General features: G+C 41.1%; 26 protein-coding genes. 10 read left to right on the plus strand and 16 right to left on the minus strand.

Features of this window, described 5'->3' with window-relative positions; all coding sequences use genetic code 11:
- Positions 1 to 113: 113 nt before the first annotated feature.
- The 3 genes from LCL89_RS07385 to LCL89_RS07395 all read left to right on the plus strand — a co-directional run bounded on the left by LCL89_RS07385 (position 114) and on the right by LCL89_RS07395 (position 1,823).
- Complete coding sequence (locus LCL89_RS07385; RefSeq protein WP_224809246.1) at positions 114 to 548, plus strand: HIT family protein; 435 nt, start codon at positions 114 to 116, stop codon at positions 546 to 548.
- A gap of 127 nt (positions 549 to 675) precedes the next feature.
- A complete protein-coding gene (locus LCL89_RS07390; RefSeq protein ID WP_224809248.1) occupies positions 676 to 1,218 on the plus strand; it encodes a tryptophan transporter in 543 nt (180 codons plus the stop codon).
- A 191-nt stretch (positions 1,219 to 1,409) separates the two neighbouring features.
- The gene (locus LCL89_RS07395; RefSeq protein ID WP_197315364.1) at positions 1,410 to 1,823 is read left to right on the plus strand and encodes a YtxH domain-containing protein; all 414 of its coding nucleotides are present in this window, start codon (positions 1,410 to 1,412) and stop codon (positions 1,821 to 1,823) included.
- Positions 1,824 to 1,872: 49 nt separating this feature from the next.
- Here LCL89_RS07395 and LCL89_RS07400 read toward each other — a convergent pair whose 3' ends face one another.
- The 3 genes from LCL89_RS07400 to LCL89_RS07410 all read right to left on the minus strand — a co-directional run bounded on the left by LCL89_RS07400 (position 1,873) and on the right by LCL89_RS07410 (position 4,895).
- Positions 1,873 to 2,790 (minus strand): glycine betaine ABC transporter substrate-binding protein, encoded by a 918-nt coding sequence (locus LCL89_RS07400; RefSeq protein ID WP_224809250.1) that lies wholly within the window; start codon positions 2,788 to 2,790, stop codon positions 1,873 to 1,875.
- 73 nt (positions 2,791 to 2,863) lie between these two features.
- A complete protein-coding gene (locus LCL89_RS07405; RefSeq protein WP_197315362.1) occupies positions 2,864 to 3,709 on the minus strand; it encodes an ABC transporter permease in 846 nt (281 codons plus the stop codon).
- Entirely contained in the window at positions 3,693 to 4,895 is a 1,203-nt protein-coding gene (locus LCL89_RS07410; RefSeq protein ID WP_197315361.1) for a quaternary amine ABC transporter ATP-binding protein, read from the minus strand. The genes LCL89_RS07405 and LCL89_RS07410 overlap by 17 nt, the downstream gene beginning before the upstream one ends.
- A 284-nt stretch (positions 4,896 to 5,179) precedes the next feature.
- On the opposite strand from LCL89_RS07410, the gene LCL89_RS07415 reads away from it, so the two are divergent.
- Positions 5,180 to 5,695, plus strand: coding sequence for a GbsR/MarR family transcriptional regulator (locus LCL89_RS07415; protein WP_224809252.1), 516 nt, complete (start codon positions 5,180 to 5,182; stop codon positions 5,693 to 5,695).
- Between the two features lie 194 nt (positions 5,696 to 5,889).
- A complete protein-coding gene (locus LCL89_RS07420) occupies positions 5,890 to 6,462 on the plus strand; it encodes an HTH-type transcriptional regulator Hpr (protein ID WP_197315359.1) in 573 nt (190 codons plus the stop codon).
- A 46-nt stretch (positions 6,463 to 6,508) separates the two neighbouring features.
- Here LCL89_RS07420 and LCL89_RS07425 read toward each other — a convergent pair whose 3' ends face one another.
- Complete coding sequence (locus tag LCL89_RS07425) at positions 6,509 to 6,841, minus strand: DUF1878 family protein (protein WP_224809254.1); 333 nt, start codon at positions 6,839 to 6,841, stop codon at positions 6,509 to 6,511.
- Between the two features lie 239 nt (positions 6,842 to 7,080).
- Between LCL89_RS07425 and LCL89_RS07430 the strand changes: the two genes are divergently transcribed.
- The 3 genes from LCL89_RS07430 to LCL89_RS07440 all read left to right on the plus strand — a co-directional run bounded on the left by LCL89_RS07430 (position 7,081) and on the right by LCL89_RS07440 (position 9,058).
- Positions 7,081 to 7,632 (plus strand): DUF3267 domain-containing protein, encoded by a 552-nt coding sequence (locus LCL89_RS07430; RefSeq protein ID WP_224809256.1) that lies wholly within the window; start codon positions 7,081 to 7,083, stop codon positions 7,630 to 7,632.
- 132 nt (positions 7,633 to 7,764) lie between these two features.
- Positions 7,765 to 7,947, plus strand: a complete 183-nt coding sequence (locus LCL89_RS07435) for a hypothetical protein (RefSeq protein ID WP_197315357.1) — start codon at positions 7,765 to 7,767, stop codon at positions 7,945 to 7,947.
- 226 nt (positions 7,948 to 8,173) lie between these two features.
- The gene (locus LCL89_RS07440) at positions 8,174 to 9,058 is read left to right on the plus strand and encodes a peptidylprolyl isomerase (protein ID WP_224809258.1); all 885 of its coding nucleotides are present in this window, start codon (positions 8,174 to 8,176) and stop codon (positions 9,056 to 9,058) included.
- 43 nt (positions 9,059 to 9,101) lie between these two features.
- On the opposite strand, the gene LCL89_RS07445 is transcribed toward LCL89_RS07440, so the two are convergent.
- The 8 genes from LCL89_RS07445 to LCL89_RS07480 form a co-directional block, all read right to left on the minus strand.
- Entirely contained in the window at positions 9,102 to 9,299 is a 198-nt protein-coding gene (locus LCL89_RS07445; RefSeq protein WP_224809260.1) for a sporulation YhaL family protein, read from the minus strand.
- 69 nt (positions 9,300 to 9,368) lie between these two features.
- Positions 9,369 to 10,631 (minus strand): MDR family MFS transporter, encoded by a 1,263-nt coding sequence (locus tag LCL89_RS07450; protein ID WP_224809262.1) that lies wholly within the window; start codon positions 10,629 to 10,631, stop codon positions 9,369 to 9,371.
- 20 nt (positions 10,632 to 10,651) lie between these two features.
- Positions 10,652 to 11,596: a 3'-5' exoribonuclease YhaM gene (gene yhaM / locus LCL89_RS07455; RefSeq protein ID WP_224809613.1), complete on the minus strand. Its 945-nt coding sequence runs from the start codon at positions 11,594 to 11,596 to the stop codon at positions 10,652 to 10,654.
- Between the two features lie 498 nt (positions 11,597 to 12,094).
- On the minus strand, positions 12,095 to 12,658 hold the full coding sequence (locus tag LCL89_RS07460) for a GbsR/MarR family transcriptional regulator (RefSeq protein ID WP_197315352.1): 564 nt from the start codon (positions 12,656 to 12,658) through the stop codon (positions 12,095 to 12,097).
- Positions 12,659 to 13,154: 496 nt separating this feature from the next.
- Entirely contained in the window at positions 13,155 to 16,067 is a 2,913-nt protein-coding gene (locus LCL89_RS07465; RefSeq protein WP_224809264.1) for an ATP-binding protein, read from the minus strand.
- Positions 16,064 to 17,329: a metallophosphoesterase family protein gene (locus LCL89_RS07470; protein ID WP_224809266.1), complete on the minus strand. Its 1,266-nt coding sequence runs from the start codon at positions 17,327 to 17,329 to the stop codon at positions 16,064 to 16,066. The genes LCL89_RS07465 and LCL89_RS07470 overlap by 4 nt, the downstream gene beginning before the upstream one ends.
- A gap of 116 nt (positions 17,330 to 17,445) precedes the next feature.
- Positions 17,446 to 18,699: an ABC transporter permease gene (locus tag LCL89_RS07475; RefSeq protein WP_224809268.1), complete on the minus strand. Its 1,254-nt coding sequence runs from the start codon at positions 18,697 to 18,699 to the stop codon at positions 17,446 to 17,448.
- Positions 18,692 to 19,591, minus strand: coding sequence for an ABC transporter ATP-binding protein (locus tag LCL89_RS07480; RefSeq protein ID WP_224809270.1), 900 nt, complete (start codon positions 19,589 to 19,591; stop codon positions 18,692 to 18,694). The genes LCL89_RS07475 and LCL89_RS07480 overlap by 8 nt, the downstream gene beginning before the upstream one ends.
- Positions 19,592 to 19,730: 139 nt before the next feature.
- On the opposite strand from LCL89_RS07480, the gene LCL89_RS07485 reads away from it, so the two are divergent.
- Positions 19,731 to 19,916 carry a YhzD family protein gene (locus LCL89_RS07485; RefSeq protein ID WP_197315347.1) on the plus strand — a complete coding sequence of 62 codons (186 nt, stop codon included), beginning with the start codon at positions 19,731 to 19,733 and terminating at the stop codon, positions 19,914 to 19,916.
- 44 nt (positions 19,917 to 19,960) lie between these two features.
- Here the strand turns inward: LCL89_RS07485 and LCL89_RS07490 are convergent, their stop codons facing one another.
- From LCL89_RS07490 to LCL89_RS07500, 3 genes are all read right to left on the minus strand, one after another.
- Positions 19,961 to 20,731, minus strand: coding sequence for an enoyl-CoA hydratase (locus LCL89_RS07490; RefSeq protein WP_224809272.1), 771 nt, complete (start codon positions 20,729 to 20,731; stop codon positions 19,961 to 19,963).
- A 129-nt stretch (positions 20,732 to 20,860) separates the two neighbouring features.
- Positions 20,861 to 21,220, minus strand: a complete 360-nt coding sequence (locus LCL89_RS07495) for a YlbF family regulator (protein ID WP_197315345.1) — start codon at positions 21,218 to 21,220, stop codon at positions 20,861 to 20,863.
- Positions 21,221 to 21,305: 85 nt separating this feature from the next.
- Positions 21,306 to 22,442: a DUF445 domain-containing protein gene (locus LCL89_RS07500; protein ID WP_224809274.1), complete on the minus strand. Its 1,137-nt coding sequence runs from the start codon at positions 22,440 to 22,442 to the stop codon at positions 21,306 to 21,308.
- 128 nt (positions 22,443 to 22,570) lie between these two features.
- Here LCL89_RS07500 and LCL89_RS07505 point away from each other — a divergent pair, with 128 nt between their 5' ends.
- Positions 22,571 to 22,741, plus strand: a complete 171-nt coding sequence (locus tag LCL89_RS07505; protein WP_197315343.1) for a hypothetical protein — start codon at positions 22,571 to 22,573, stop codon at positions 22,739 to 22,741.
- Between the two features lie 44 nt (positions 22,742 to 22,785).
- Here the strand turns inward: LCL89_RS07505 and LCL89_RS07510 are convergent, their stop codons facing one another.
- A complete protein-coding gene (locus LCL89_RS07510) occupies positions 22,786 to 23,067 on the minus strand; it encodes a metal-sensitive transcriptional regulator (protein ID WP_197315342.1) in 282 nt (93 codons plus the stop codon).
- Positions 23,068 to 23,078 lie beyond the last annotated feature (11 nt).

Consider the following 23,078-nt stretch of genomic DNA (forward strand, 5'->3'; position numbering starts at 1 on the left):
CACAAATTTTATCACATTTGACCTTTTACTTGTATAAATCAAACGAATGCTTCCCCTCGGGCGGAAAAGAGATTTTATGGTACAATATAACAAAATCAAAAGGAGTGAGGATCATGAGTCATGCACAGGATTGCATCTTTTGTAAAATCATCGAGGGGGAGATTCCATCAGCAAAAGTATACGAAGATGAGGATGTTCTCGCATTTCTGGATATCAGTCAGGTGACTAAGGGGCATACCCTCGTCATTCCTAAGCATCATACGAAAAACATCTATGAAACGGATGAAGCGGTAGCTGAAAAAGTATTCGCTCGAGTACCGAAAATTTCAAACGCGCTGAAGAAAACGTATGAACCAATCGGAATGAACGTTCTTAACAATAATGAAGAACCTGCAGGACAGTCGGTCTTCCACTTACATATCCATTTGATTCCGAGATACGGAAAACAGGATGGCTTCGGAGCTAAATGGGAGGTCCACTCTGACGATTACACGACAGAGCAGCTTCAACAAATCGCTTCAGAAGTGAATCAGAACATCGCTCCATAAAAGCATCAGATTTTGTTTTTTCAAAGTGGTATTGATATAATACAACTATGCATCTGCATGTGGTCACGAGGACACACATGAGGTGTAAATATAGTTTAGATTAGTTTAGTTGAGGAGAGTTGTTTAAATGAATACTCGTATTTTAGTCATGTTATCTTTGTTTGTAGGAATCGGGGCTGTGCTGCACGCGATACTCCCTCCATTTTTCCTGGGAATGCGTCCTGATATGATGTTAGCCATGATGTTTTTAGGGATTGTTTTATTCCCTAAACTTCCTTATGTGCTCATCTTATCCCTTGCCACAGGCTTCATTTCCGCTTTGACCACGACGGTTCCTGGTGGACAGATCGCCAACTTGATTGATAAACCCATTACAGCATTGTTCGCTTTCGGATTATTTCTTTTGATTCGTAATACAATGAATGGTAAATTTGCAGTTTCTGTCATCACTGGAATCGGAACACTGGTGAGTGGGACGGTTTTCTTGAGCATCGTTCTTTTTGTTATCGGTCTGATGAATGCAAGCTTCGGTGTCCTGTTCGCTACAGTGGTTTTACCTACTGCAGGATTGAACGTAGCTCTTATGCTCATCATCTACCCGGTTGCATCTAAGATCATCAAGAGATCCAGAATAGTACAAACGAGCACGATTCAACGATATTCGGCCTGACCCCTCTTTGTCAGGCTTGCAGATATGAATGGCTTATGAGAGACACTACACGATCGTAGTGTCTCTGTTTATACCCTTCCATTAAGAATATACTCCAAGATCATGACAACATTTTTTTATCAATGAGGTTTCAATCTTTTACTTTATGAGAAAATAATAGTATGAGATGGACATGAAAGGAGTTTTTTTATATGCCAAATTCAAAATCTTTAGCCTTAGGTTTCATCGTTGGTGGAGTCGTAGGAGCAGCATACACATTACTTAGTGCACCATCCTCTGGTCGTGACTTCCGTGAAAACGCAAAAATGAAAAGTGAAAGCCTCAAAAACACAGTCCTAAGCCTTCGCGAAGAAGGAATGCAGTTGAAAGATCAAATTGCTCAAACTTCAAAAGAAGGAGCAGAGTTGATCAAAGAGTTATCCGAAGATGTGAAAACTTCCATCGAAAGCTGGAAGAAAACTGTCGAACCTCACCAGAAAAACATCCAAAAATACTTGGAACAAATTGAAGAAAGCTTAAAAGAGCTTGAAGAAAAAGCAAAAGCTGATCAAGAGAATAATGATGATGACACTCAACCGAGCCATGAAGTCATCAACCACCAATAATTGAACCTAAAAAGCCCCGGAGGACATCATCCACCGGGGCTTTCTCGTGTTATTCAGCTGGTTTCAAATCTTCGATAGAGTCTGCTTCCATATACTTCGGTACGACCAGTCCGATTTTAGCACCTTCTAAGTTCGCACCAAGGTCTACCAAGTTTTCTTTATGCTGCTCATAAAGGTCTCCGTGCGTCCCTGGAAGCCATGCCGCAACCATTCCTGCAACTTCACCTTCAGCGACAGACTGCCACATCGGTCCGTTGTCAAGTGGTGTAATCGTCACGTCAAATCCTTGCTGCATCAATACTTGCGCTACCACGTTTGTTGAAGCAATTTCAGAATCCCAGTTGACGAAGACCAATTCAACTTCAGTACCTTCTACTTTATCCGTACCTTTCGTCCATTCATCTACTTTATCCTGGTTATTTTCGATCCACTTCTTAGCTGCTTCCTCTTCACTCATACCTTCGTTGATATCAAGCATGACTGACTGCATATCATCTGCTGTCCATTGGAATTGATCAAGAATTTGATAAGCATTCGGCTTATCTTCTTCAAGACCTTTTCTTACCATTGTCTTGATCTGCTCTTCTCCACCAAAGACACCGTTTGGATCTTCAAGGTATTTAAGGTCATATTTTGCAAATTTCCAGTGTGGAGTCCAGCCTGTTACAACGATCGGTTCTTCATTTTCAACAGCTTCACCTAATGCGGTAGCCATTGCACCTGAAGAAGAAGTAGATACTTCCCAGCCAGCCAAGCTATCGTATTCTTCAACAGCTTTTTGTGCTGATTTAACGACTCCTGCTCCAGCCTCGATCCCAGTGATTTCGTAATTCATTTCTTCACTGGCGCTTTTTTCTTCCTTTGCTCCTGAATCGGCTTCCTCCTCTGAAGAACCGCATCCTGCAGCAATTAAAGTCAAAGATAATCCGGCTGCTACGCCTAGACGCTTCCAATCAAAGTTAAACATGTAAATCTCTCCCCTTATTATTTATATCAAAGGAAAAAGAGGGTGACCTCCCTTTCCTTTCATCCCATTAAAATTAATCGCCACGTTGTGTATTCAAGTTCTGGGTGAATCGATCGATGATGATGGCCAGGATTACAATACCAAGGCCGGCAACAAAGCCTGTACCTACGTCTGCTCGCTGTAAACCTGTAATAACTGTTTGTCCAAGGCCTTTAGCACCGATCATTGAAGCGATGACAACCATTGAAAGAGCAAGCATGACGGTTTGGTTGATTCCAGCCATGATCGTTTTCTTCGCCATTGGCAATTGAACTTTGAATAACTTCTGAACCCCGGTCGTTCCAAATGAATCGGAGGCCTCAATCAATTCATGAGACACTTGACGGATCCCTAAGTTTGTAAAACGAACGGTCGGTGGTGTAGCGAAGATTACGGACGCTGCAACCCCCGGAACCATACCGATACTGAAGAATGCAACTGCCGGAATCAGATAGACGAAAGCCGGCATCGTCTGCATGAAGTCCAAAATAGGCGTCAGAATTGTTTCAGCTAATTTGCTTTTCGCCATCCAGATACCAAACGGTACTCCGATAATGACGGAGATCAAACTGGCAAAGATGACAAGAGTGAACGTGTTCATCAATTCTGCCCAGAGCTCCTGGTTGGCAATGAACCAAAGACCAATCACGGAAAAAGCAGTCAAACCAAACTTTTTTCCTGAGACGAAGAAAGCAAGAACTCCGACTATGAGAATGAATAACCAAATCGGAATGCTCATCAGCCATTCCTCAGCGAACATTTCAATGAAATCGCCGAAATCATTTTTTATAAAATCAAATAAAAATTCAAATGTATCCGTAACCCAGTCTGTGGCGGCGGATATCCATTCCGCCATAGGAATCTTAGGAATCAGACCCATTTAAGTTCACCTCACTTCCAGCTAGTGCAGCAATGACTGCTCCTTTGACAATAATCCCTTTCAGTTTGCCGTCTTCAATAACAGCAACCGGCACAGGAGCATCATGAATCAATTCAAAGATTTCGTTCATAGATGTATCTTTAGATGCTTTTGGAATATCCGTGCGTAATATTCCTTTCAACTCTTTCACATCTTTTTTAGCTGCTTCAGACACATCTTCAGCAGTGACATATCCATGCAGGTTCCTTTTAGCATCTGTCACATAAATCGTAGATAGTCCTTCCTTACGCATACGCTCAAGAGCTGTCCTAGGACCATGCTTTTCAATATCTACCGTTTCAGGTCGCTTCATGATATGTTCAGCTGTCAATACTTTGGAACGATCGACATCTTCAACGAACTTCTCTACATAATCGTTCGCTGGATTCACCAAAATTTCTTCCGGCGTTCCGATTTGGACGATTTTACCGTCTTTCATCAATGCGATACGGTCCCCGATTCTCAAAGCTTCATCCAAATCGTGGGTGATGAATAGAATTGTCTTTTTCATCGTCTCTTGAAGCTCTAACAGCTCGTCCTGCATTTCTTTACGAATCAGAGGATCGAGTGCTGAGAACGCTTCGTCCATTAACAGGACCTCAGGGTCATTGGCCAGTGCACGGGCAAGTCCTACCCTTTGCTGCATTCCGCCTGACAATTGACGAGGAAATTGGTTGATGTATCCTCCGAGCCCTACCATCTCCAATGATTCTTTCGCTCGCTTTTTACGTTCTTCTTTATTTACACCTTGCACCTCAAGACCGAATTCGGCATTTTCCAAAATCGTACGGTGTGGAAACAAGGCGAATTTTTGGAATACCATGCTCAATTTTTCACGGCGAACTTTACGAAGATTCTGGCTGTCCATCTTCGCTAAATCCTGTCCATCGATATAAACGCTGCCCTCAGTCGGTTCAATCAATCGGTTGACCAAACGGACAAGCGTAGATTTACCACTTCCGGACAATCCCATAATGACGAAAATTTCTCCTTCTTCAACATCAAAGGATGCACGGTTTACCCCGACCGTATTCCCTGTTTTTTCTAGTATTTCTTCTTTTGATAAACCTTCATCCAGATATTTGGTCGCTTTTTTAGCCTGTTTCCCAAAGATCTTGGATAAGTTTTCTACTTGGATGATCGGCAAAAGTCTCACCTCTTATTTTTTCTTATTATGCTGCGTAACGTTCTTGTTTTATCCGAACTCGTTCAAGCACCTTTATTACTGTAACCTATTTGTAATAAAAAGTTCAAACGATAAATTCTTTAATTCAAGAACAAAAAATACGTACAGTTTAAACTGTACGAAGTTGAGTTATGAAAATGCTTTTCCTTACGTCTGTTTCCTTCGATATACTCCTTTATCGTCTATTTTTAATAAAATCCAAAATATAGTAATCTAGCCTTAGACTTGTTGAAGAGGAGGATCTTATGGTTCTAAAAGATCACCACACTATTGAAGATATTCACACGAAAGTCATACACGAATTTTCTAAAACACTTGAAATGTTCGGTCTATCTCCATCAGATGCCCGCCTTTTCGTTACCCTCTACATCAATCGGGACCCTATGACTTTAGATGAGATGAGTGATGCTCTTGGAAAGAGTAAAACATCCATGAGTACAGGAGTACGAAGCCTGGTTGATCAAGGACTCGTTGAACGTGTTTGGAAGAAAGGAGTCCGTAAAGACCTGTATCAGGCGAATGAAAACTTATATAAAAACTTCATGTCATCCTATATTAAGAAATGGCATTCGGCTACTAACGAACAAGAACAATCATTAAGATCGATTGAAGTCCAGCTCAAAGACCGCTGTCAGGAAATCTCAAAGGAAAAACAAATGGAAGTTGCTGATAGTTTGTATCATCGTATCGAGGATATGATCGGTTTTCATGATCTAATCTCAGGAGCATTCAATGAAATGAACCCTGAAAAAAATAAGTAATAAAAGAAAGTCCAGTTCTTCAGAAGAATCTGGACTTTTTTAATATACTATTTCAGAACATTATCTCTTGAATTTTCAGCGAATATTATTATCATTATAGTAAGTGGACAAATTGACCATACACCTGTCTATTCCTCATAAATCGCAACTAACCTATTTCTTGAACTTAAGACTACCTAAAGAAGGTGAGATGAATGAAGGATAAAGTCTCTAAACAGGAGGCTATATTTTACAGCCACAAGATGGCTCAATTATCAAAAGCTCTTTGGAAGGCCATCGAGAAAGATTGGCAGGAGTGGATCAAGCCTTTCCAATTGAACATCAATGAACACCATATCTTATGGATCGCTTACCACTTGAAGGGAGCAAGCGTCTCCGAAATTTCGAAATTCGGGGTCATGCATGTTTCCACAGCTTTCAATTTCTCGAAAAAGTTGGAAGAACGAGGACTTCTTCAATTTTCCAAAAGAGAAAATGATAAGCGGAACACCTATGTTGAATTGACAAATGAAGGCGTGGAGTTATTAGAAGCTACCCTCCATGAATATGAACCAGAGGAAAGTTCAGTCCTTCAAGGCGCACTACCCATGACAGAAATGTATGGAAAACTTCCAGAATTCTTGGATTTGTCTGCTCTGATCAAGGAGATTTATGGTGATGAGTATATAGAGATTCTTGAACGTTCCTTAAATAATATAGAAAACGAAAACGCTATCCAGCAACCTACCGATATAGAAACGTATAAGAAACAATCCAAATCATCATAAACATTGTAAAACCCCTATTTCAAATGGTTCTTTTGAAATAGGGGTTTTACTCTTCGCTTAACTCCTTCAATTTTTTCATCAAATCAGGGTAATACCCTTCCCTCTCCAAAGCAGAAATAGTTTGTTGAACGGGCAGCTTATATGGAAGCATGCCGGCAAAATGAATCAACAACGTTTCATGATGGAGAAGTCCGTCTTCAATCTCTTTTTGATAAGTGGAATCCAAATTTTCAAGGAGCTGCATCGTATGATGATATTCTTCCTCAGTAATTCCACTTTCAATGACTAGTTTTTTGAATGGGTACTTCTTCATTTCCTCTATATTCAATAGAAGCTGCAGTTGAAAAATGAAGGCTGCACAAGGATTTTCTTTTTTCACAATATTCCCTCCACAATCTATTATAACAGCCACGTTTCATGTCACGTCAATTCCCGAAATGACGGTTTAGAAGTCAAGTTTATTTTTTCTGTAAAACCTATTGCTTTTTCTTGTGAAAGGTACTATGATTTCACATGTGCGCGTTACTTCTATAGAAAACCATTAATAATGAATATTACTATCATAGCGATATTTCCTATAAAATCACAGTACTTTCTGCAGTAAAGGGGGATTCTCTCATGATGAATTGCTGGAAATCAGTGAACATCAATAAAGAATTCGGTCTCAATCGCGTTTACTTGATGTCGTTTTTGACTGGACTTTTGTCCTTTCTACTGTTATATCTACCATTTGCCATGCTGCATGGAACGCACGATATGAATGATCATGGTTTCTTACCATTGCTTGTCATTCTATTCTGTCTTCCTTCCATGCACCGTTTAATGCATATATTGCCATTAGCGCTGTTTTACAAAAAATTCAAAGTAAACTTCAAGTTCAAAAAACGGTTCGTACCGACTTTCACTTATCAATGCAAATCTAAATTATCTAAAAAGACATCCATCATCATGGCGCTTGCTCCGACCGTATTCATTACTATGCCGGCGTTGGTCATGAGCCTTGTCTTCCCACATTACTTCGCATACTTGATTTTGTTTGCTGCAGTGAATATCGGACTGTCTTTTTCAGACTTTCTATACTTGAATCATTTTGCAAAAGCTCCAAGGAAATGTGTTATTGAAAATGCAAAAGAAGGCTACGATATACTCATACAACAAAGAGAAGCATAGATTTCACCTTCATAAACAGCGCTCCAGATCAGGAACGCTGTTTTTTTCTTCTTCCTTTGTTTCGTTCTTCTGTTCATCTACCTAAAATTTTGATAAAGTAGTTTCATAGGGAATAAAGGAGGTTTCTTCATCATGGCAATCGGATTTATCTTGTATGCATTAGTGATCTTATTCGTGTTCAATTCACTCACTCATTCCTTATGCTTGAAAACCAAGATGTCGAATGAAAAGCAGACACGCGTTTTCCGGACAATCAATGTCCTAATTACGATCTTACTCATATCTTCATATGTGGAAGTGCTGAATACACTATAAAGCAGCAGGCTTGGTTGAATACCCTCAACCAAGCCTGTTTTAGTTATCCCATCCATGACGTGTTTCCGCTCCTCAACCATATCCACGATGAGGCTCATAGGTCCTCTTCCATATTTTCCGTCTTCTCTGTGGAATACATGAGGCAAATTATGTTATATTAACTCATGGGCTGAAAGAAGACCTCTACGTCAGGAAAATCATACTATTGTTTAGGAGTGTAACTTTTATGAAGAAACTAGCAATTACGGCTGCTCTTGCAGCAAGCGTATTTACACTATCTGCTTGTTCATCCAATGCAGACGAATCAGAAACGGTCGTTGAAACTAATGGTGGAGAAGTAACCAAAGAAGAGTTCTACCAAGAACTTAAAAAAGAGAGCGGCGAAAAAGTACTACAACAACTAGTCATGAAAGAAGTCCTTTCTGCTAAGTATGATGTATCTGATGAAGCCGTACAAAAAGAACTGGATACACTGAAAGAACAATATGGCGATCAATTCGAATCCGTACTTAAGCAAAGCGGATTCTCAAGCGAAGAGCAGTTCAAAGAAACAATCCGCTTCAGCTTGCTGCAGGAAAAAGCAGCTTCCGAAGATATTGATATCAGTGAAGAAGCGATGAAAGATTACTATGAGCGAATGAAAACAGAAGTAGAAGCTTCTCATATTCTTGTCAAAGATGAAGAGACTGCAAAAGAAGTTAAGCAAAAACTTGAAGATGGTGCTTCCTTTGAAGAGATGGCTAAAGAGTACTCTCAAGATGGTTCTTCTCAAAAAGGCGGACAGCTTGGTTACTTCGGACCAGGAAAAATGGCTCCAGAATTTGAAAAGGCCGCTTATAACACTGAAGTAGGTACAGTAAGTGAGCCAGTAAAAACACAATTCGGCTACCACTTGATCAAAGTAACGGACAAGCGTGATGTCGAAGATGTAAAACCATACGAAGAAGCAAAATCTGAAATCAAGCGAACGTTGATCAGCCAGAAGGTCGATCAGCAGCAGCTTCAGCAAAAACTGGATCAAATCATGAAAGAAGCCGAGGTTGATGTGAAGATCGAAGAATATAAAGATCTCTTCAAGCAGCCAGAAGCTGAAAAATCAGAAGAGAAATAATCGATTGAAATAGAGAAAGCCAGGTGATTCGATCACCTGGCTTTCATTTTGTTCCTGCCAATTCTTTCTTTTCTCTACGTTCCTTCTCTTCCGCTATCCGGTTGATATAGACTTGACCTTCTCGTTCAATGAATTGCTGTTCCAGATGATGTTCTGCTTTCATCGCGCGTAACGCCATATAACCACTCAAGAAAATGAAAAGAATACAGAAAAACACCCAGATCGGGATGCCAAATAACATAGAGAGTTCCTCCCTGTTCCATTTGTTTCTATCTTATGTAGGAACCTCTTCATATATGAACAAGCCTTATCAAGCCCCCCCTTCCCGCTTATCCAATCTAGTGAACATCCAAACATAAATCAACGCTCCGCACATAGCGAAAAAACCGAGCAGAAGAAAGGTCATCGTGTAATTCAGGTAATTAGAAACGATCAAACTGACAGGAGCAAGCAATCGTCCGATTGTAAATCTAAGGGAGGCTGCTGAAAAATACTGCCCTCTCATATCCTCCGGAGCCAGTTTTGAAACGAAACTCTCTTGTATTCCTACTACCATCAACTCAGCGAATGTAAATATGGCCATAGCTAAGAGGAAAATCCAAATACTTTGAGTCAATCCATAAAGCGTGATTCCTACCGCATAAAAAACGCATGAAAGGATGAAAACTCTCTTCTCTTTGAACTGGTTCATCCACTTCGTAACAATAACCGTGAATAAGGCGACCAGTAAACCGTTTTCTGCCAGTACGAGACCGAAAGCCTGCTCTCCTGTCAATGTGAGCGACCAATTGCCAATCTCAAACAGTTTTTGTTTATCAATGACTTCACTTGTATAAACAGCAATCAGCAGATCCAGCTGCATGAAGGTTTGAGCTACAAAGATTCCTGCAACGATGAAAAGCAGGAATGTACGGTCCTTGGCGATGACACGATAGGCACTCAACTCCTCCCAAATCGCAGTAATTGCGCCTTTCCCTTTCTCTTTCACACGTTCCTTGACCGTAATGGTCTCTTCAAGGAAATAAGCAAGGACTCCAGCCAAAATTGCCGTAATGACCGCTCCTGCGATAAGCATCTCGAAACGATATGTATAAAAGACGACACTCCCAATAACCGGGCCTATCACGACAGCGATATTGATTGAAGTATAAAACACTGCGAACACATCAGCTCTATGTTTCTCAGAAACTACATCTGCAATCATTGCATGGGATGCCGGCCAGTAAAACGCACCGAATACCCCTAATAAACTGAATGATACGAACGTCAATGCCGGTGAATCCATCCAGGGAGAGTTCGCCGCTGCGAATAAAACAAAAGTGACACTCTCACCGATGGCAGCAAAAACCATCATTTTCTTTCTTCCGAAACGGTCTGCGCAATACCCGCCGATCAAACTGGCGACGACCGAAAAGGCCTGGGATAACACCAGCAATAGACCGGCATAATCTTTACCGAATGACCGTTCAAAATAGATGGTCATAAAGGGGAAAAACATCCAAAACAGGATGTTGATTGCCCCTTCCCCGTATAATCGGATCTTTAAATTCCGATCCCACTCTCTCCATTTCATTTCTCTATCTCCTATGACTGTTATTCTTCAAATGTAGGTTTGTAAAAAGCTCTTTGTTCCATCGGGAAAATCTTTTCCGTAAACTCTCCCGGTCCAATCTTATCCAATGCCCGATTCAACATGTTCATTCTCGCATCAAGCATGTCGATGTGATGAAGGACTTCTGCTTCACGAATCAAAGGAGGCCGCGGACTGCCCCACTCCAGTTTTCCATGATGGCTGAGGACCATATGCTGTAGGGCTGTGACCTCTTCCCCTTCAATCTGTAATTGTTCAGCAGTCATACGGATTTCTTCCATCATCAGCGGAATATGTCCAATCAGCTTTCCTTCCATCGTGTAAGATGGCGAAGTTGCATTCGACAATTCACGCAGCTTTCCAAGATCATGAAGAATGACACCTGCATAAAGGAGATCCTTATTCAACTCAGGGTATAATTCAATGATCTGCTTCGCCAGGCGCAGCATGGAAACGATATGATGAGCAAGTCCTGAGACATATTCATGATGATTCCTAACTGCTGCCGGATAGCTTAAGAGCGCTTCTTGATGTTGTTTCACCAGCTGGCGTGTAATCCGTTGTATCTTTGGATTTTTCATTTCAAAAATAGCTTCTGTGATTTTTTCCATAAGCTCTTCTTTTTCAACTGGAGCTTTTTCAATGAAGTCAGAAGGAAATACGCCATCAGTTGGCTGAGAAGGTCGAATACTGTGGATTTTCAATTGTGGCTTATTCCTGAATTGACCGACCTCTCCTGAAACTTTGACAAGTTCTCCCTGCTGAAAAACTTTTTCATCCTCATTACTCGCTTCCCATAGCTTTGCATCAATTTCGCCTGTCTGATCACTCAATAGGAAAGATAAAAACGGCTTTCCATTGCTTGCGACGCTTTTGGAAACAGTCTTTATCAGTAAGTAGTGATCGAATGTATCTCCAATCTGGTAGTTGGCTATGCCTTTTTTCAATAGACTCACCTCTGACATTAAAAATAGTAGATTTGCTTTTTTTATCGTCTCTCAATTATATTTACTGTTCATTCCTTTTTGTCAGGCTCTGTTATTGCTTGGTGTTGTTATTACACATGTGAGCTCATATCAGCTCTTTCTGTCCGTGAATTTGTGTGAGGCAGCCTTTTAGAATGACTTCCTTTCCGCGGGGTACCGTGAGCACGGAAAGCGGACTGTCTTCCCTGCCGTCCCATGCTCTGAGTAAATAACGGACGGACACCTATCCCCGGGCGGGGGCTATTCAGTAATCCCTTAAAATATCAACAACAGACTTTAACAGAACCAATAATAGAAACGTATCCCCATTAATTTATTCCCTGAATTACAAGGTAAAAAAACGACGGGTTCTTTAAATTACCATTTTTTTAGACGGGAACCTAAAAAAGCTGTCCCGCACCCTCTATACGTCTATGATACTACGCATAAGAAGGGAGGAACAGCTTTTCGGCCAAACATCTATTTTGGCGGTTTTTTCTGATCGATTTTTGGCACATAGTTGAATATTTCTCCAGACTCGACCACATGGATGAAGTTCAGTAACCAACGATAATAATTTTGAGCATATTCCAAACGCTCAATATCCTTATTGATTTTTTCTTTTAAGGAATCATCATCCGTCTCTTCTTTTAAATTCTCCAATTCATGGATGGTTTCATCTGCCTCTTCAATATTCGTCTCCGTATGATGCCTCCAGCGACTTCCAAACAAAGAAGTAAAGGATTTATACCAATCTTCTTCAGACTTGTACAAATCCTTGCGCACTCCTTTTTTAAAAGAAGGCTCAACCATCTTCATGTCTGATAACGCACGCACACCGGTAGACATACTGGTTTTACTCATTTCAAGAGCATCCCGCATGTCATCCAAAGTCATAGGATCCTCGGAAAAATAAAGCACCCCGTATAATCTGCCGATGGATGGCGTGACCCCATATAAGCTCATATTTTTTGCTATCACTTGAATAAATTGTTCAATCGTTTCTTCGTAATGTTCCCAATCATTTTTCTTCTCTTCAGGCAATGGAAACCCTCCAATTGCTTTATCATCAAATAATCTTAAAACATTTTACCATTAAAATGTCTGTTTTGCGAATCCTCTCTTAAACTCTGTTCCCTGCAAACCTGCATCTACCGAGAGATGTGTATTTATTATTTGGCTCTTTTATTGCTTGGTGTTGTTATTTCACATGTGAGCTCATATTCACACTTTCTGTCCTGAAATTTGTATGAGGCGGCCTTTTAGAATGACTCCCTTTCCGTGGGGGACCGTTACACCAACTACGAACGGAATGTTAGGGGAAACAGGTAGACTCCTGCAGGAAAGGGAATAAGGTGAGACCCCGGAGAACGAAGTTCGAGGAGACTAAAGCGTCCCCCGCGGAAAGCGGACTGTTTTTCCCTGATATCCCATGCTCAGAGTAAATAAAGGACTGCACACCTAATCCCAGACAGGGAATATTCAGTAATTGTTTAAAATATCAACACAGACTCTAACAGAGCCTATTATTTAGGTGAATTCAACGAGACAAAAGAATGGAATGTGCATCAGAGAATTCATCGACCAGCTCGTTTCTGAAACTGAAAAGAATGATTTGGTGATGACGGGATAACTCTCCAATAAGCTCATACATTTCTTTCAGACGATAACGATCAAAATGTACAAAGGCATCATCGATGATAAAAGGGAGATTCATTTGATCAGCCATCGTTTCACCTAAAGCGAATCGGAAGGATACATACAATTGATCCTTTGTCCCTCTGGAAAGCTCCTCGGTATAAAAAATCCGTCCTCTTTCATCCTCGACCGACACCCCCGCGTTTTCACCACTAAAGTGAATTCGTTGATATCGATCGAGGGTCAACTTTTTAAAGTTGTATTCTGCTTTCTCTATGACTGCCGGTAAGTAAAGACGTTTGTATTGTTCCTTCGTCTTTTTAAGAATCTCTCTGGCCACTTGATATTTGGCCCATTCCTTCGCTTCTTCCTTCAGCATGGACTTTTCCATTTCATATCGATGAATCAGCTCCGAATGCTGTTCTGATTTTTCCAATTGATCGATTACCGTCTTTATGTCTGATAATCTTTGCTGGTATTCACGAAGTCTTTTCTCTGTCTGGTCGATCTCCCCCTGTAAAGAGGCTGACTCCATCCGTACAGCTGATTCGTCCGGGACCTTCTCCCAGACCGAAAAGAATTCTTGTTCATCTCTGGATAAAAGGCTCTTCACCTGCTGCTGCAATTGTTTCGACATCTCGAGCGTTTGCTGATATTCTTCATAACTTTGAAGTTTCCGGTAAAATTCCTCCTCAGAATCCACCCCTGCCATAGCAAATAGTTGTTTTCGCTTCTCTTCATACGGATGGATTTGCAGCAGGACATCATTCAACTTTTCTTCATGATTTTTCAATTGCAGAGAAAGACGCTCCATTTGTTCAGCTTTATTATTCTGTTCTGTCCACCATTCTATGAGTTGTTTCCAACATTCATCGGCTGATTCCTCAGTTTTCCCCCTGCCGAAGTGCTGACAGAACTGAGTTAATTCATCCTCCATCTTATGCATTTTGAATTCATAATCCTTGATTTCTGCATTCAAATGTAAGTATTCTTCATTTCTCTGCTGTGCTTGGATCAATAAATGATATAACTCTGTCCAATGTCTGACAGGCAGAGAAGCGAGAAAAGGATAATGGCTTACCTGCTCCTCTAGCCTTGCTTCCAACCTGCGACGTCGTTGAGATAAATTCCTTCTCTTTTCTTCGAGGCGTATCTCCTCCTGCCGCCAATACTTCCTTTGATCTTTCATATGATTAAGATGTGACTTTTCATTTTCATATTTCTGCACCATTCTTCTGGCATCCTCTAAACTCTTTTCTGCAGGAACTTGGGTTACATTTTGTTTTTGCACATCAGGCAACCCTTTGATTTTTCGATGTTTTTGAAATGCCCAATATGCGGCTCCCACTCCAATAAGAGTCGCTAAATAGCCAAGACTCGGATTCGATGAAAACCAGGCCATCCCCCATCCAGCTCCTATCAATACTACTGTGAACACCAGCCATTGATTTCTTTGTTGCTTGAGTTCCAGAGCATTTTGCGGACGCCCGGAAGCTGCCATTTCATATGCATGGTCGATTTGGTTTGTGTAGGTCCGCAGCTCTGAGTCACTAATCATTTCTTTTTGAGCAGTGTCCAACCGTTCTTCCAATTTCATGATCTCATTATCAGCTTCAGACTCTTGCTCTATCAATCGTTGTTCCTCTTGCTCTGTTTCTTTTTTCTCCTCCCTCAACTCTCTCCATGTCTCTTCTATGTAAAAAGGAAAGGGGTATTCTTGTAACTCTTCTTCATCAATCGGTATACTCATCTTTTTAATATCTTGATCCAGTTGGTGATAGATGTCTTGAGCACGGGCTTTCAACTGTTCAAGGGTATGCTTTGCTTTATCAAAGGAATCCTTTCGATCCAATAAAGATTGCGCTTGATTCAAAAGCTCTTCATCAGTTTTATGACTCTCAAACCTGGATAACTCTTGTTCAATCTCTCTTTTATTCATAGTCAACTGATGTTTCTCACTCTCAAGGGGCAAAAGTCGATCTTTCAAATTCTGATACCTTTCCCTTCCTTCAGGAGGAAAATCAGAAGTGGATTCTACCTCTCCAAGCTTTGCTTTCGCTTGGTGGTACTCAGAAATCACTGATATTGATTTCAACAATTGCTCATAGCTGAACCAGAGTCTTTGACTTTCTTTCAACTTATCTTCCATTTGAGTGATTTCTGCTATGCAGCCTTCTTTGGAATCCAAAAGGGTCTGATAGTTGTATTCATTCTTCTCTGCAGTATTCTTATCTCTGTTCGTTTTTTCAACTTCATTTAATCGCTGATTGATTTTAGGATTTTTTCCTTTAGGTTTGAATCGGTCATTGATTTGTTTCTCCAGCCAATTTTCCGTTTCATAGATCCGATCAGAGCCTGTCATCCCTATGCTCATCAATGCTTCTCCTAAATGGTGACCAGAGAGCTGCTGTATTTCCATCAAATCTTCGGCACTGAAGCTGAAAATAGACTGATACACTTCCCGGCTTGTTCCTTTCAGTAAATGACTAAGCCAACCCTCATCCATGACTTCACCGTTCTCCGACTGACAAACCGCTTTTCCGTTATTCCGATTATCAATCCTCTCAATAGTCAAACGTCCGTACTCAGAAGTCGATACAATCAAACGCCCCCCTAAACTCCCACCGGATTTAGGCAAGTAAAGGTCCCGCTTTTTTGATGGTAATCCAAATAGAATATAGAGGATGAACTGACGGAGTGTAGACTTTCCAGCTTCATTTTCACCAGTAATGACATTAATATTTTCTTCTTCAACGTGGATGGTATGATCTTTCCACTTCCCAAAACCATAGATATTCATCTCAATAATCTTCATGAATGATTATCCTCTCTCATCAATAGCTGTTCAATCGCGACCCGTTTCGCATCTTCTTTTACTTCTTTCATCTCTTCTTTCGTAAGGACAGATAAGTATTTAGATGCTTTTCTATGTTGAAATAAAGGGGAAATCCATTCTTCTATTTCTTCTTCGGTGACTTCATCGGCTCCTTTGACTAATTCTCCGGCAAAGTGCTGGCTTCGGATCAATTCCTCTTCATCCCAGACAGGCTGCTCTGAAATCATTACTCGGTCTATCCAAATCCATTCTTCTTCAAAATTTTCACCTTCATTGACGATCTCGACCCATTCTTCAAGAATGCCTTCACTATCCCATTTGTTCAAAATCCCAGAAGATGAAACGAGTTCAACACTCAGTACCACAGAAGAATTCGTATGACTGATTTGCTGCTTTGCATTCTCAAAAATGGATTCCAAATCTTTGGGGGAGGATACTCCTTCGCAGGAAACCGTGACTTCTTCATAAACAAAACTTTGAAGTGGGAGAAAAGTGAGGTTCCATTCCTCACCATTATGTTCGACCAGGTAACACCCTTTTTCCCCCGACTCTTTTCTCGAACGGCCCTGAATGTTCCCTGGATATACAACCGGTGGAAGATGGGACAATGTTTGACGTTGGTGAATATGTCCGAGTGCCCAGTAATCCATGTTCCGCTCATATAATTCCTCCATCTTAAAAGGAGCATAAACATCATGGTCCGTGTTCGTCTCCAAACTTCCATGAAGAAGAGCGATATGAAACATTGGATCTTCTTCTTTTCGATACTCTTGTACTTTTCGCTCACGCACTGCCCGATTTTCAAAGCTGAACCCATATAAATTGGCTTTATGTATGCCACCTTTCCAATATGAAAACCGCTCAACCTCTTCGGTCTGGAATACATGTACATTCTCCGGGTAATCAATCGGATACCTGTTCCCTTTGACATAATCATGATTTCCGTGACTCACATAGACAGGAATCCCTTTTTTACATAACTTTTTAAAACCATCCCTCAAGTGAACCTGAGCTTTTAAACTTCTTATGGATTCATTAAAGAGATCCCCGACAATCAATACGAAGTCCACATCGTAATACAAAGCCTGATCGATTAACCGGTCGAAAGCTTCAAAGGTACTTGACCTCATCTGCTTTAGCAGGCGTTCCGGTAAATGGCTTTTACTTTTGAATAAGCTGTCCAAGTGTAAATCTGCGCTATGGATGAAACGCAAGGTGTCTCCCATGATTACATGCTCCATTCTTTCCTTTTTCTTCATTTTATCAAAGCTCCATAACGAATGCACGTTCGCTTTTACACACAAAAAAACCCCCATCTATAAAAGATGGAGAGAAATATAATTGTAAGATAAGCATATCATCCTTCTTTTTTAGATAGCTGCAGAGCGGTTTTCATATCTTTCAACGAGGAGGACTTTCCATACATCAGTACGCCTCCACGATAAATTCTGGCCCCGAGCAACCCCAATCCGATCACCGATGCTGATAGCATGAACAGGGATAGAACAATCTCCCACAAAGGGACATCCAGCATACCTACACGTAAAAACATGATCAATGGCGTGAAGAAAGGGAAGTAAGAACTGATAGTAATAAACTTAGCATCAGGAGAATTCAATCCAAACATAGCTATAAGAAAAGCAGCCACCACCATCATCATCATCGGGGCAACGATTTGCTGTGCATCTTCCAGTCTGCTGACCAGCGAACCGAGCGTTGCTGCAAGAGTTGCATACAGTAAGTACCCCAGTAAAAAGAAGACGACAGCATACACGACCGTGCTCCCCTGTATATCAAGCAAACCGAATGACTCCAATAACGAACCATCACTAGAATCTCTGCTCTGCTGGATTCCAAAATAACCAGCTATAAGAAAAATCGAAAATTGAGTCAATCCCAAAAGAGCAATCCCTATGATTTTCGCAAACATTTGTGAAACTGGAGATACACTCGATATTAAAATTTCCATGACTCGACTCGATTTTTCAGTCGCTACTTCTGTCGAAATCATATTTCCATACATCATAACGGAAAAGTACATTAAAAACAGCATGATATAGACAAGTCCACGCGTTTGATCCAGTTCCTCAGCTGATTTCGCGTTCTCTTCCAAAGCTACGAGTTGAAAAGAAACAGGAGAGGAAATCTGCTGTATAACGGATGCGTCGATATTTGAACGTTCCGTAACCGTGACCGCCTTCACTTGCTGAAGAGCTTGTTGTATAGGTCTGCTTTCTTCTGTGCTGGCAATCTGTTCAGCATAATACGTTCCTTCAGGAAGGCCTTCTTCTCCTTCTTCCAGTTGGACGACCGAATGAAAACCACCCTTCTTAACCTCTTCCTTTGCCTCTTCCAAACCGCCGGAAAACATCTGTAATGACAGCTCATCCTCGGTCGCTAAGTTCTGTTTCAAAGCTGAAAACCATTGCTCTTGATCAGTAAGTACAGCAACCGTTTTTCCATCATCCTCACCGGTGAATGCATCAATGATCGACTGCAAATTGGATAAAGTGAAAATGAGAGCTATTGTAATCAGGGTAGTGATGAGGAATGATTTTGACTTCACTCGATTTTTATATGTATGCCCCATCATGACAAAAAATTTACTCATAGGAAGCCCCCACTTTCTCGATGAAAATATCATTCAAGGTCGGTTCCTCGAGGTCGAATGTACGGATAAACCCTTTATCTCCCAGCGCACTAAAAACGGTTTGGGACACTTCTTCATTCATGACCTGCAGTTCACACCCGCCAGGCATTGATTTATATTTATTCACCCCAGGGAGGTCTTCCAAAAAGTTCGTTTCAAAGTCAGCGCGGACCTTTATATTTTTCTTTCCAAAAGAACGTTTGATATCACTTAGATGTCCACCCACGACCGGACTGCCATGATGAAGAATACAGACGTTTTCACACAACTCTTCAACATGTTCCATCCGGTGGGAAGAGAAGACTATGGATGTTCCCCTTTCCTTAAGTTCAACCACTGCTTCTTTAAGCATCTCTACATTGACAGGGTCCAGTCCAGAAAAAGGCTCGTCTAAAATAAGCAGCTTCGGTTTGTGGATGACAGCAGAAATAAATTGTATTTTTTGCTGATTTCCTTTTGATAACTCCTCTACTTTTTTATTTTTATATTCTGGGACTTTGAACTTTTCCAGCCAATCATTCATCTCTTTCAACGCATCCGACTTGGACATCCCACGGAGTTTCGCTAAATAAATAAGCTGCTCCTGGACTTTCAGCTTTGGATACAATCCTCTTTCCTCAGGTAAATAACCGATCAAATGACTTTGACCATACCCCACTTCGCCCCCGTTCCATGAAATTTCTCCTTCTGTCTGATCGATCAAACCTAAAATCATACGAAAGGTCGTCGTTTTTCCTGCTCCATTCGCTCCTAAAAACCCGAAAATCTGCTTCTCGGGAATTTCCAATGATAATTGATCAACTGCCGTAAATGAATTGAACTTTTTCGTTACGTTCCTTAGACGTAATGTCATAAGATCTCTCCTCTCTTCTCTAAATACGCAGACCGTGAAAAAATGTTTCATTTTTTTGATAAATTTTAAATATAGGCAGGAATTTCAATCTTCCATCCCAAAATTAAATAAATGAACACCTATTCAGGGAGGGGCATCAATGAAAAAATACTACTTAACTGTATTCGAGAAAGACGGAACAAATGTATTAGATGAAACCTTTGAAGCAGAGAATGACGATCAAGCGAAAGAAATCGGTCAAGAGAAGCTTGAAGAAAAAGGTTTCAGTCATCATACACACCGATGTGCAGCCCCGGAAGGGCATCTTGTTCTTTTTCATAGGTAAAGAAAATGACCTAAAAAAAGTCGCGCCTGTCAGCGCGACTTTTTTCATTTGCCTTTGAAGTTCGGTTTTCTTTTTTCCAGAAATGCTTCAACACCTTCGCGGTGATCTTCAGACTGAGTCAATTTCCACTGGGTTTGCCGCTCTTTTGAAAGGTATTGCAGCAACTTATCCAAGTGATACTGATGATATATCTTCTTAGTAGCGATCATAGACTGAAGAGGTTTTTGACTCCACTTTTCAGCCATAGCTTCTGCAGATTTTTGAACAGGATTCTCTACAATGATATCGATCAATTTATAACCATGCGCTGTTTCCGCATCCATTTTTTGTCCTTCCCAGGCAAAGTGCTTGGCTTGATGAGTCCCCAGCCGCTCCTGGAGCCAGAAGTGTCCTCCTCCATCAGGAGCTAAACCGATGCCGATGAAATTCATGGATAAAACAGCGTCTTTCTCAGCAATTACATAGTCAGCGGCAAGTGCAATACTCAGACCCAGCCCTACGACCGGACCATGCAGCGCCGAAATGACAATCTTAGGCATGGTGTACAAAGTAGTGACAATATGTTCGATATCATCCATGACCTGATCATAAACTTTCGGATCTTTCACTTCCTGCATCATGCGGAGATCTCCTCCTGCACAGAAGCCATCTCCATCTCCCGAAAGAAGCAAGATGGACGCATCCATTTCTTGTACTTTTTGGACCGCTTCTGAAAACTCTCTCAACAAAGCAGCATCCAGTGCGTTGTACTTTTCCCCTCTGGCGATTTTCAAATGGACAAAGCTCGGGTGCTCTTCTATCTTGAAGTGTTTCATCGTTTATGCTCCTTTTACAGAAATTCTCTTTTTGTACTTTTTCTGCAAAAAGAGACGCTTTTCCTGCAAAAAACGGCTTAAAAAAACAAAAAACCACCCTTAACAGGGTGGTTTCGATGAATCATTCAATTATTGTTGAGGCTCTTCCGGGTTACCGTAAAGCTCTTCAAGTGGCTTTGTGATGATGCGGCTGATGTCGTTGATTACAGTGTTCAAGCGCTGCTCTTCTTCCATCAGCTTAGAGATTTGGTCGTGCTGCTGTACAGTTTCTACAACTTTACGAGCTTGCTCTACTTCTTCTTCAGAAATTTCTTCACCTTGCATTTGTTTCTGCTGAAGTGTGATTTGAGTTTGACGGAAATCATCAAACATTTTCTTTGCGATTTCATCGTTCATGACAGCTTCATAAGCTTCTTTCAAGCCTTGGAATTCTTCACTGTTACGAATCGCTTTTTCTAAGTCATATGCGTTATCATATAGGTTTGCCATAAAATTTAGTACCTCCTAGTAATATCGTTCTTTGACTCCATCCCCACTATAACAAACTAACGGAATCATGTATAGGAAAGAGGATTTATCCGAAAAATAGCACAATTATTCCCTGTAGAAGACCGATGATTCCTCCAAGAAGAGCTCCAAGATAAGTGATCATCTTGAACTCACGGCGTGAAATACCAAGCACCATCTCTTCCACTCGTCCGACATGGAACGCTTCAACTTCCTCTTGAACTATTTCAGCTAAATGCATGGAGTCCATCATACTTTCAATTTTAGATGATAGAAGTACGATGGATTCATTTACCAACCGTGGGACCCATTGCTGGATGATGTGATTCCTGTAAGGACCCGTCCAGTCTTTTACGGACTTGGATAACCAAGCTTCTATAGGCAGGGATTTAGCGACCGTCCGTCCCAACGCTTCCCCGACAGTGATGCTCTTCAACTTTTCTTCATAGAAGCCCACCGGCTGTTTTAATAACTGCTCAAGTTCCGATTTCAACATTCCCCTGAGCCAGTATTTCATTTCATCATCTGAAATGTAACGGATCATGGCAGGATAGATTCTCTCCGTTAATCCATCGGGGCCTAAAAAGGAGGAAATCATATTTCCTAAAAAACCTTGATTGTCCAAATAATTTTCAATAAGTGCAGTCACTTTGCGTTTTCCTTCAGCACTTTGAAAATATCTCATCACACTATCGTGAATGTAATCGGCCAGCCGATCTGAGCCTTCTTCCACTTTGTCTCTCCATTCTTCCGACAAAAGAGATTCCAATGTCGAATGACGATGTTCACTCAACATAGAGTGAAAACGTTTCTCCACCCATTCAGAGACATATTTCTCTATTTGCTCACTTGAAAGCTTAGGATTCATTGTTGAAAGGAGACTTTCGATGGTTTTCGGGTGGTCGAGCCACTCTTCTATCTCCTTTTGTGCCCAAGCTGTCATTTGGGTGTGAAACTGCGGGCGTTCCAATTTACGACGAAGCCCTTCAGGTGTCAAAAGATGATTCACAACCATGCGCCCCAGCTGCTTTGCTAATTCATTCTGACGTTTAGGAATTAAACCCGGTGTAAAAGGTAGTCGGAAACGTCCTATATAAAGAGCCCGGTATGGACGAAAAAGCATTTTGATCGCCAGTGAATTCGTCAAACCGCCAATCAAAGCACCGATTGAGATCATCAGGAGTAATAAGATAAAAACATTCATACATATACCTCTTTCTAGTCAGCCTGTAACAAGTATAATGGAATTCATTTATGCCTGCCACTTCCCTTCCTTTATGTCGACATTGAATTTAAAGATCAGGACAACATAAAGGAAAGGAGGTGGCTAAAATGAAAAGAGATGACAAAAAGCAAGTCCCGGAAGGTAAAGATAAATATGAACTTGATGTCGATCGCATGATCAATGAAGGTATGGGCGGAGGAACGGTACGCTCCGTTTATGGCCGCGAACAGATCGGGGAAGTACACGAAATCCCTGAACAACCTGAGCGGGATAGATAAAAAGAATGCTGTCTCGAAAAGAGACAGCATTCTTACTTATATAATCAACGACTTTTAACGATCATTTGAACGGCTTCATTAATTAATTCTTCAGCCGATCCGCCTTCTTCTTGAGCTTCTTTGATACAGCTCTCCAAATTTCTAGCTACAATATAGCCGATCGCTCGATCCATCGCCGTGCGTGCTGCTGATAGTTGAGTAATGACATCTTTACAATCTTTTTCTTCTTCCATCATTTTCAGAACCCCACGGACTTGTCCTTCTATACGTTTCAAACGGTTTTTAGTTTCCTGGCCGTACAAACTGCTGTTTTTCACTTCATCCATTATTGATGCTC

Origin of the sequence: Halobacillus yeomjeoni, from assembly GCF_020171525.1 — a bacterium.
Taxonomy (GTDB): Bacteria; Bacillota; Bacilli; order Bacillales; family Halobacillaceae; genus Halobacillus; species Halobacillus yeomjeoni.

Bases quoted from the DNA above. Each gene is read 5' to 3' on its own strand.
- LCL89_RS07415 (WP_224809252.1), top strand. From the start codon at position 5,180: ATGGTTCTAAAAGATCACCACACTATTGAAGATATTCACACGAAAGTC.
- LCL89_RS07470 (WP_224809266.1), bottom strand. From the start codon at position 17,329: ATGGAGCATGTAATCATGGGAGACACCTTGCGTTTCATCCATAGCGCA.
- LCL89_RS07500 (WP_224809274.1), bottom strand. From the start codon at position 22,442: ATGAATGTTTTTATCTTATTACTCCTGATGATCTCAATCGGTGCTTTG.
- LCL89_RS07400 (WP_224809250.1), bottom strand. From the start codon at position 2,790: ATGTTTAACTTTGATTGGAAGCGTCTAGGCGTAGCAGCCGGATTATCT.
- LCL89_RS07510 (WP_197315342.1), bottom strand. From the start codon at position 23,067: ATGGATGAAGTGAAAAACAGCAGTTTGTACGGCCAGGAAACTAAAAAC.
- LCL89_RS07430 (WP_224809256.1), top strand. From the start codon at position 7,081: ATGATGAATTGCTGGAAATCAGTGAACATCAATAAAGAATTCGGTCTC.
- LCL89_RS07450 (WP_224809262.1), bottom strand. From the start codon at position 10,631: ATGAAATGGAGAGAGTGGGATCGGAATTTAAAGATCCGATTATACGGG.
- LCL89_RS07390 (WP_224809248.1), top strand. From the start codon at position 676: ATGAATACTCGTATTTTAGTCATGTTATCTTTGTTTGTAGGAATCGGG.
- LCL89_RS07385 (WP_224809246.1), top strand. From the start codon at position 114: ATGAGTCATGCACAGGATTGCATCTTTTGTAAAATCATCGAGGGGGAG.
- LCL89_RS07495 (WP_197315345.1), bottom strand. From the start codon at position 21,220: ATGGCAAACCTATATGATAACGCATATGACTTAGAAAAAGCGATTCGT.
- LCL89_RS07445 (WP_224809260.1), bottom strand. From the start codon at position 9,299: ATGTTATTTGGCATCCCGATCTGGGTGTTTTTCTGTATTCTTTTCATT.
- LCL89_RS07440 (WP_224809258.1), top strand. From the start codon at position 8,174: ATGAAGAAACTAGCAATTACGGCTGCTCTTGCAGCAAGCGTATTTACA.
- LCL89_RS07405 (WP_197315362.1), bottom strand. From the start codon at position 3,709: ATGGGTCTGATTCCTAAGATTCCTATGGCGGAATGGATATCCGCCGCC.
- LCL89_RS07490 (WP_224809272.1), bottom strand. From the start codon at position 20,731: ATGAAACACTTCAAGATAGAAGAGCACCCGAGCTTTGTCCATTTGAAA.
- LCL89_RS07395 (WP_197315364.1), top strand. From the start codon at position 1,410: ATGCCAAATTCAAAATCTTTAGCCTTAGGTTTCATCGTTGGTGGAGTC.
- LCL89_RS07435 (WP_197315357.1), top strand. From the start codon at position 7,765: ATGGCAATCGGATTTATCTTGTATGCATTAGTGATCTTATTCGTGTTC.
- LCL89_RS07475 (WP_224809268.1), bottom strand. From the start codon at position 18,699: ATGAGTAAATTTTTTGTCATGATGGGGCATACATATAAAAATCGAGTG.
- LCL89_RS07465 (WP_224809264.1), bottom strand. From the start codon at position 16,067: ATGAAGATTATTGAGATGAATATCTATGGTTTTGGGAAGTGGAAAGAT.
- LCL89_RS07420 (WP_197315359.1), top strand. From the start codon at position 5,890: ATGAAGGATAAAGTCTCTAAACAGGAGGCTATATTTTACAGCCACAAG.
- LCL89_RS07485 (WP_197315347.1), top strand. From the start codon at position 19,731: ATGAAAAAATACTACTTAACTGTATTCGAGAAAGACGGAACAAATGTA.
- LCL89_RS07505 (WP_197315343.1), top strand. From the start codon at position 22,571: ATGAAAAGAGATGACAAAAAGCAAGTCCCGGAAGGTAAAGATAAATAT.
- LCL89_RS07480 (WP_224809270.1), bottom strand. From the start codon at position 19,591: ATGACATTACGTCTAAGGAACGTAACGAAAAAGTTCAATTCATTTACG.